Raw genomic sequence first — 7,743 nt, 5'->3', positions numbered from 1 at the left:
GGCGGGGGGCCCGCCGCGCCCCCCCCCCCCCCGCCGCCCCCCCCCCCCCCCCCCCCCCGGCGCGCCCCGGGGGGGGGGGGGGGCCGAATCGTTCACTCCCTGCGGCGGGCCGGCCGGCTCCGGTACTCCTGTTCGGCAGGAGGGATGTCTTGATCTTCAACCGGCTTCGCACCCGCAGATCCGCCGCCGCGCCCGCCGGCGGCTGCCCGTACGCCCACACCCACCCCGGGGCCCACCCCGCCGGGCCACACGCTGCCGGACCCCACGACCCCGGGTCCCACGCTTCCGGGCCCCACGGTTCCGGACCCCACGGTTCCGGGCCCCACCCCGCGGAGCCCCGCACCGCCGACGCGGGCGACGCGCTGCTCCCGGCGGACCCGCCGTTCACCGACCCCGCCCAGGCCACCTCGTTCATCCGGCAGTTCCACCACGAGCAGCCCGCGGCCGGCGGCGACCCGGACGAGCGGATACGCGCCGTGCTCGACGAGATCGACCGCAGCGGCACCTACGAGCACACCCCCGCCGAGCTCGCGTACGGCGCCAAACTGGCCTGGCGCAACGCCGCCCGCTGCATCGGCCGGCTGTACTGGCGCAGCCTCGTGGTGCGCGACCTGCGCCACCTCACCTCGGCCGACGACATCGCCGCCGAGTGCTTCGAACACCTGCGGCTGGCCGGCAACGGCGGCCGGATCCGCCCGGTCGTCTCGGTGTTCGCCCCCGACCGGCCCGGCCGGCCCGCCGCGCGCATCCTCAACCAGCAACTCGTCCGCTACGCCGGCCACCGGACGACGGCCGCCGACCCTGACGACGGCCCGGAGGACGGCCCGGAGGACGGCCCGAACGGCATCCCCGACGGCATCACCCACGATGTCACCGGCGGCGTGACCGGCGACCCGGCCGGCGTCCAACTCGCCGCCCTCGCCCGGGACCTGGGCTGGAAGTGCGCCGAGGACCGCTTCGAGGTGCTGCCCCTGCTGATCCGGGAACGGCCCGGCGAGCGCCCCGAGTGGTACCAGCTCCCGGACGACACCACACTCGAAGTCCCGCTCTCCCACCCCGAGTTCGCCTGGTTCGCCGAACTCGGCCTGCGCTGGTACGCGGTACCGGCGATCAGCGACATGACACTGGAGATCGGCGGCGTGCGCTACCCCGCCGCACCCTTCAACGGCTGGTACATGGGCACCGAGATCGGCGCCCGCAACCTCGCCGACGCCGACCGCTACGACATGCTCGCCACCGTCGCCGGACGGCTCGGCCTGGACACCTCCAACGACCGCACCCTCTGGCGGGACCGCGCGCTGGTCGAGCTCAACGTCGCCGTGCTGCACTCCTTCCAGGAGGCGGGGGTGACGATGGCCGACCACCACACCGAGTCGGAGCGCTTCCTCAAGCACGTCGCGCAGGAGAAGCGCCTCGGCCGGCCCACCCCGGCGGACTGGAGCTGGATCGTGCCCCCGGTCTCCGGCGGGCTCACCCCCGTCTATCACCGCTACTACGACCCGGTGGACCCGTCGCTGCGCCCGGCCTTCCTGGCACGCGAGCCCTGGTGACGCGCGGGCGCTGGTGACGCGCGGGCCCTTGTGACGTGCGGGCGCCGGTGACGAGGCGGGGCCGGCCGCCGGCGCGGGCTACGCGCCCGCCCCGGTGAGGCGCTCGAAGCGCAGCGCCAGCCCGTCGAGGAGCGCCTCCAGACCGGTCTCGAACGCGGCCTCGTCGACGGTGCCCCGATGGCCGGCCAGCCGGTGCGCCTCGCCGAGGTGCGGGTAGTCGGCGACGTCGTACAGCTCCGCGTCCGCCGGGAACCCGGCCGCAAAGGAGGCCAGCGCCGAGCCGGTGACGAAGTAGCGCATCAGCGCGCCGATCCGGGTGGCCTGGCCGCGCGGCCACCCCGCGTCCACCAGGTGCCCGAACACGGCGTCGGCCAGGCGCAGCGCGTGCGGCCGGCGGCCGGGGCCCTGGGCGAGCACCGGGACGATGTTGGGGTGGGCGGCCAGCGCGGCGCGGTAGGAGCGGGCCCAGTCGCGCAGCGCCTCCGGCCACGGGGTCGGCGCCGCCGTGCCCGGCGCACCCGCCGTGCCCGGCGATCCGCCGAACATCGATAGGTCGACTTCCCCGATGACGGTGTCGACGACCGCGTCCAGCAGCTCGTCCTTGGTCGCGAAGTGGTTGTAGAGCGACGGCCCGCTGACCGACAGCTCGGTGGCGAGTCGGCGGGTGGAGAGGGCGTCCAGGCCCTCGGCGTCGATCAGCCGCAGCGCCGCGGAGACGATGCGCTCGCGGCTGAGCAGCGGGGTGCGCGGGCGGGCCATCGAGCGGCTTCCTCCGGTTCCTCGGGCGGTCCGTCCGGCCGGAGTCCTCCGGTCGGGTGGGTCGGGGACCGATTCTGACAGGCGCCTCTTCCCAGCACGGCCCGGTCGGAGCTACAGTCCCCCCGTAAAACTTGCAGCGCTAGTTTAATGGGCACGGAAGGTCGGTGGGCGCGACAGCCCCTCGCCGGGCCCGGAACCGGGAGCCGCCGTGAATCTGGAGCTGTCCGAGGAGCAGACCGCCGTCCGGGAACTCGCCGCCGAGTTCACCGACCGCGAGATCGCCCCGTACGCCGCCGCGTGGGACCGCGCCGAGTCCGTGGACCGCGCGATCGTCGGCAAACTCGCCAAGCTGGGCTTCCTCGGCCTCACCCTGCCCGAGGAGTACGGCGGCAGCGGCGGCGACCACCTCGCCTACTGCCTCGTCCTGGAGGAGCTCGGACGCGGCGACTCGGCGGTGCGCGGCATCGTCTCCGTCTCCCTCGGGCTCGTCGCCAAGTCGATCAACAGCCACGGCACCGAGGAGCAGAAGCGCCACTGGCTCCCCCGGCTCACCTCCGGGGAGGCCCTCGCGTGCTTCGCCCTCACCGAACCCGGCACCGGCTCGGACGCGGCCAACCTCACCACCCGGGCGGTCCGGGACGGTGACGACTGGCTGATCAGCGGCGCCAAGACCTTCATCACCAACGGCACCTGGGCCGACGTCGCCCTCGTCTTCGCCCGCACCGGCGGCGACGACCCGCAGCAGCGCGGCCACAAGGGCATCACCGCCTTCCTCGTCCCCACCGACCTGCCCGGCTTCACCCGCACCGAGATCCACGGCAAGCTCGGCCTGCGCGGCCAGGCCACCGCCGAACTCTCCTTCGACGCGGTCCGGGTGCCCGACGGCTCCCGGCTCGGCGCCGTCGGCAAGGGCTTCGGCGTGGCGATGGGCGCCCTCGCCAAGGGCCGGATGTCGGTCGCCGCCGGCTGCGTCGGCATCGCCCGCGCCTGCCTGGAGGCCGCCGTGCGCTACGCCGGGGAGCGCGAACAGTTCGGCAAACCGATCGCCTCGCACCAACTCGTCCAGGAACTGCTGGCCGGCATCGCCGTCGACGTCGAGGCCGCCCGGCTGCTCACCTGGAAGGTCGCCGACCACATCGAACGCGGCCTGCCGTTCGCCACCGAGTCCTCCGTCGCCAAGCTCTACGCGAGCGAGGCCGCCGTCCGGGCCGCCAACAACGCGCTCCAGGTGTTCGGCGGCTACGGGTTCATCGACGAGTACCCGGTCGGCAAGTACCTGCGCGACGCGCGGGTCATGACCCTCTACGAGGGCACCAGCCAGATCCACCAGCTGCTCATCGGCCGCGCGCTCACCGGCGTCAACGCCTTCTGAGCCCTCCGAGCCCTCTTAGCCACCTGAGCCTCCTGAACCATCCGACCAGGACACCCCCACCCCTCCACTGGACAAGGAGCCCGACGACGTGCGTCCCGTCTACTTCGCCGCCGCCCGCCGCACACCCATCGGCCGGCTGCGCGGAGCGCTCGCCACGGTCCGGCCGGACGACCTCTCGGCCACCGTGCTGCGCGCCCTGCTCGCCGATGTGCCCGCCCTCGACCCCGCCCGCATCGACGACGTCTACTGGGGCGCCGCCAACCAGGCCGGCGAGGACAACCGCAACGCCGCCCGGATGGCCGTCCTGCTCGCCGGCCTGCCCGACACCGTCCCCGGCGCCACCGTCAACCGGCTCTGCGCCTCCGGCCTGGAGGCCGTCACGCTCGCCGCGCGGGCGATCGGCTCCGGCGAGGCCGACGTCGTGCTCGCCGGCGGCTGCGAGTCGATGACCCGCGCCCCCTTCGTTCTCCCCCGCCCCGACGAGGCGCTCCCGCACCGGATCGAGACCTACGACACCCGGCTCGGCTGGCGGCTCACCAACCCCCGGATGGCCGAACTGCACGGCGTCCTCAGCATGGGCGAGACCGCCGAGGAGGTGGCCGGCCGGTACGGCATCGGCCGCGAACGCCAGGACGCCTTCGCGCTGCGCAGCCACCAGCGGGCCGCCGCCGCGCGCAAGGACGGGCACTTCGACGCGGAACTGATCCCGGTCGAGCGGCCGGACGGCGTGACGGTGGCTCTGGACGAGGGCATCCGCGAGGACACCAGCCTGGAGAAGCTCGCCCGGCTCAAGCCCGCGTTCCGCCCGGACGGCACCGTCACCGCCGGGAACGCCTCGCCCATGAACGACGGCGCCGCCGGGCTCGTCCTGGTCAGCGAGGAGGCGCTGCGCGACCTGGGCCTGGAGCCGCTCGGCCGGTACGTCGCCGGGGCCTCCGCCGGGGTGCACCCGGACGTCATGGGCATCGGCCCGGTGCCCGCGACGCGGAAGGCGCTCGGGCGCAGCGGCTGGTCGATCGGCGACGTCGACACGGCCGAGCTGAACGAGGCGTTCACGGCCCAGGCGCTGGCCTCCATGGACGGGCTGGGCATCGACCCCGAGCGCGTCAACCCGAGCGGCGGCGCGATCGCCCTCGGCCACCCGCTCGGCGGCTCCGGCGCCCGCATCCTGACGACGCTGCTGCACCGAATGCACCGCACCGGCGCGCGGCGCGGGCTCGCCACGATGTGCGTGGGCGTCGGGCAGGGCACGGCCGTGCTGGTCGAGAACGCCTGACGTTCCGGCTCGTTCCTGCGTTCCGCTGGTTCGTTCCACTCGCTCCAATCGTTCCGCTCGTTCCGACGTTCCGGCTCGTCCTGACGTCGTTTTGTCCGGACCTGGTTTTATCCGGACATCCCTTTGTCTACATATCCACCCTCAGGACCCACCCCCCAGGGAGTACGAAGTGTCGCGTTTCGCAGGAAAGGTCGCCGTGGTCACCGGTGCGGCGCAGGGCATCGGCGCGGCGACGGCCCGCCGGCTGGCCGAGGAGGGCGCGGCGGTCGCCGTCGTCGACCTCACGGCCGAGCGCGCGGCCGGGACGGTCGCCGAGATCACCGCCAAGGGCGGCACGGCACGGGCGTACGGCTGCGACGTGGCCGACTACGACGCCGTCGAGGCGGTGTTCGCCCGGGTCGCCGCCGACCTCGGCGGCGTGCACATCCTGGTCAACAACGCCGGGATCACCCGGGACAACCTGTTCTTCAAGATGCCGAAGGCCGACTGGGACGCGGTGCTGACGGTCAACCTGACCAGCGCCTACAACTGCAGCCACGTCGCGCAGAAGTACATGGTGGCACAGAAGTTCGGCAAGATCGTCTCGCTCAGCTCGCGCTCGGCGCTCGGCAACCGCGGCCAGGCCAACTACGCCGCAGCCAAGGCCGGCATCCAGGGGCTGACCGCGACCCTGGCCATCGAGCTGGGCCCGTTCAACATCAACGTCAACGCCGTCGCGCCCGGCTACGTCGCCACCGCGATGACCGCCGCGACCGCGGAGCGGGTCGGCAGCTCGGCCGAGGAGCACCAGGCCGAGGTGTCCGCCAGGACCCCGCTGCGGCGGGTCGGGCAGCCGGAGGAGATCGCCTCGGTGGTCGTGTTCCTCGCGAGCGAGGACGCCTCGTACGTCAGCGGGCAGACCCTGTACGTCAACGGCGGGGCACGCTGACCCGACGAAGGCTTACCCCGCGCCGATGAACTTGGTAAAGTTGGCCAACACGGTGAAAACTGTGAAATCGGCGAGGCTTCCCGACGTGTAGTCAACGGGCCGTCCCAGCAGCGGAGTTACTTTCCCCTGGGACGGCCTTTACCTTTTCGCGTGGCCGAACATGACCATGCCGTTCGTAACACCACCCCACAAAATGACTATGGCATGATCATGTGGCAATCGATGGGATGGCCGGACCGACCCGACCGGACCAAGGTCGGGCCCTGCGTCCCCCAAGGAGTCCCATGGGCAGCCCCGCTACCCTCCGTCGCGCCCTGGCTCTGCTCGCCGTCGGAGCGACCGCCGTCACGGCCGGCACCGTCTCCGTCCCGGCGGTCGGCGCTGCCGTCGCAGCGCCCTCGCACAACCTGGCCGGCGTCCACGTCCAGCCCGCCTCGGCCGGACACCACCTCGCCACGACCCGCCCGGCCCCGCTGACCACCACCCAGTGCGTCAGCCAGATCGGCATCCACTGCTACTCGCCGCTCCAGTACCAGAAGGCCTACAACCTGGGCCCGCTGTACCAGGAGGGCATCACCGGCAAGGGCCGCACGATCGTCATCGTCGACTCCTTCGGCTCGCCGACCATCCAGCACGACCTGGAGGTCTTCGACAAGCAGTGGGGCATCAAGGACACCAACGTCGAGGTCGTCAAGTGGGGCAACGTCCCCGTCTTCGACCCGAAGAACCCCGACCACACCGGCTGGGCCGGCGAGACCACCCTGGACGTCGAGTACGCCCACGCGATGGCCCCCGACGCCCACATCGTCCTGGTCGAGACCGGTGTCGCCGAGACCGAGGGCACCACCGGCCTGCCCGAGATGATGGACGCCGAGAAGGACCTCATCAAGAAGGGCGTCGGCGACGTCATCTCGCAGAGCTTCGGCGCCACCGAGAACACGTTCCCGGGTTACGACAAGGGCGACTTCAAGTCCCTGACCGACCTGCGCTACGCGTTCAAGTCGGCCGCGGCCCACAACGTCACCGTGCTCGCCGCCTCCGGCGACAACGGCGCCACCGACGCGCAGACCAACGGCACCGACCTGTACCCGTACAAGGTCAACTCGTGGCCGTCCTCGGACCCGCTGGTCACCTCGGTCGGCGGCACCCAGCTGACCCTGGACGACAACGGCAACCGCACCGCGGCCGACAAGGTGTGGCACGACAAGTCCGGCGCCGGCGGCGGTGGCGTCTCCGGCATCTTCGAGCGCCCGTGGTACCAGGCCGGCGTCGCCAACGTCACCGGCAACCACCGCGGCACCCCGGACATCAGCATGAGCGCGGCCGTCGACGGCGCCGCCTGGACGTACGAGTCGTACGACCCGACCGCGGTCGGCTGGCACCTCACCGGCGGCACCAGCGAGGCCACCCCGCTGTTCTCGGGCATCGTCGCCCTGGCCGACCAGGCCGCCGGCTACCGCCTCGGCCAGATCAACTGGCGCATGTACGGCCTGAGCCTGCTCCCGAGCGACTGGAGCGGCATCACGGACGTCAAGGACGGCGACAACGGCTGGAACGGCGTCACCGGCTACAACGCGACCGAGGGCTACGACCTCGCCAGCGGCCTCGGCACCATCGACGGCACGAAGTTCGTCCACGCCCTCGCGGGCCGGTGACGGACCTTCATCGGTCACAGCAGGGACGCAGCACGGCAGCTGCACGCGGTAGGGACCTCCGGTAGGGACTTCCGGTAGGCACCTGCGCGACAGCGACAGCACATGCACTGGGCGGGGAGTCGGCGGGGGGCGACGTCGCGCCGCGTGGGGGTCGGAGGGGTGCGGGGGGGGCGGGAACGGTTGTCCGCCTACCGGGGACCGCG

6 protein-coding genes are annotated in these 7,743 nt (G+C 72.8%); 5 read left to right on the top strand and 1 reads right to left on the bottom strand.

Annotated features, from left to right (window positions below; translation table 11 throughout):
* Positions 1-362 precede the first annotated feature (362 nt).
* A complete protein-coding gene (locus ACFV4G_RS08650) occupies positions 363-1,550 on the top strand; it encodes a nitric oxide synthase oxygenase (protein WP_380437959.1) in 1,188 nt (395 codons plus the stop codon).
* Positions 1,551-1,628: 78 nt separating this feature from the next.
* On the opposite strand, the gene ACFV4G_RS08645 is transcribed toward ACFV4G_RS08650, so the two are convergent.
* Positions 1,629-2,309, bottom strand: coding sequence for a TetR/AcrR family transcriptional regulator (locus ACFV4G_RS08645; RefSeq protein WP_380437931.1), 681 nt, complete (start codon positions 2,307-2,309; stop codon positions 1,629-1,631).
* Positions 2,310-2,517: 208 nt separating this feature from the next.
* Here ACFV4G_RS08645 and ACFV4G_RS08640 point away from each other — a divergent pair, with 208 nt between their 5' ends.
* The 4 genes from ACFV4G_RS08640 (at position 2,518) to ACFV4G_RS08625 (ending at position 7,540) form a co-directional block, all read left to right on the top strand.
* Positions 2,518-3,681, top strand: a complete 1,164-nt coding sequence (locus tag ACFV4G_RS08640; protein WP_380437929.1) for an acyl-CoA dehydrogenase family protein — start codon at positions 2,518-2,520, stop codon at positions 3,679-3,681.
* Positions 3,682-3,769: 88 nt separating this feature from the next.
* Positions 3,770-4,957, top strand: a complete 1,188-nt coding sequence (locus tag ACFV4G_RS08635; protein ID WP_380437927.1) for a thiolase family protein — start codon at positions 3,770-3,772, stop codon at positions 4,955-4,957.
* A 169-nt stretch (positions 4,958-5,126) separates the two neighbouring features.
* The gene (fabG, locus tag ACFV4G_RS08630) at positions 5,127-5,885 is read left to right on the top strand and encodes a 3-oxoacyl-ACP reductase FabG (protein WP_380437925.1); all 759 of its coding nucleotides are present in this window, start codon (positions 5,127-5,129) and stop codon (positions 5,883-5,885) included.
* Between the two features lie 284 nt (positions 5,886-6,169).
* Positions 6,170-7,540, top strand: a complete 1,371-nt coding sequence (locus tag ACFV4G_RS08625) for a S8 family serine peptidase (RefSeq protein WP_380437923.1) — start codon at positions 6,170-6,172, stop codon at positions 7,538-7,540.
* Positions 7,541-7,743: the final 203 nt, after the last annotated feature.

The sequence above is a fragment of the Kitasatospora sp. NPDC059747 genome (genome assembly GCF_042732955.1).
Lineage (GTDB): Bacteria > Actinomycetota > Actinomycetes > Streptomycetales > Streptomycetaceae > Kitasatospora.
The sequence above is the reverse complement of the archived record's forward strand: the minus strand, read 5'-3'. Positions and strand labels throughout refer to the sequence as shown.

Excerpts from the sequence above, each read along its gene's own strand:
- ACFV4G_RS08625 (WP_380437923.1), top strand. The coding sequence starts at position 6,170 with ATGGGCAGCCCCGCTACCCTCCGTCGCGCCCTGGCTCTGCTCGCCGTC.
- ACFV4G_RS08645 (WP_380437931.1), bottom strand. The coding sequence starts at position 2,309 with ATGGCCCGCCCGCGCACCCCGCTGCTCAGCCGCGAGCGCATCGTCTCC.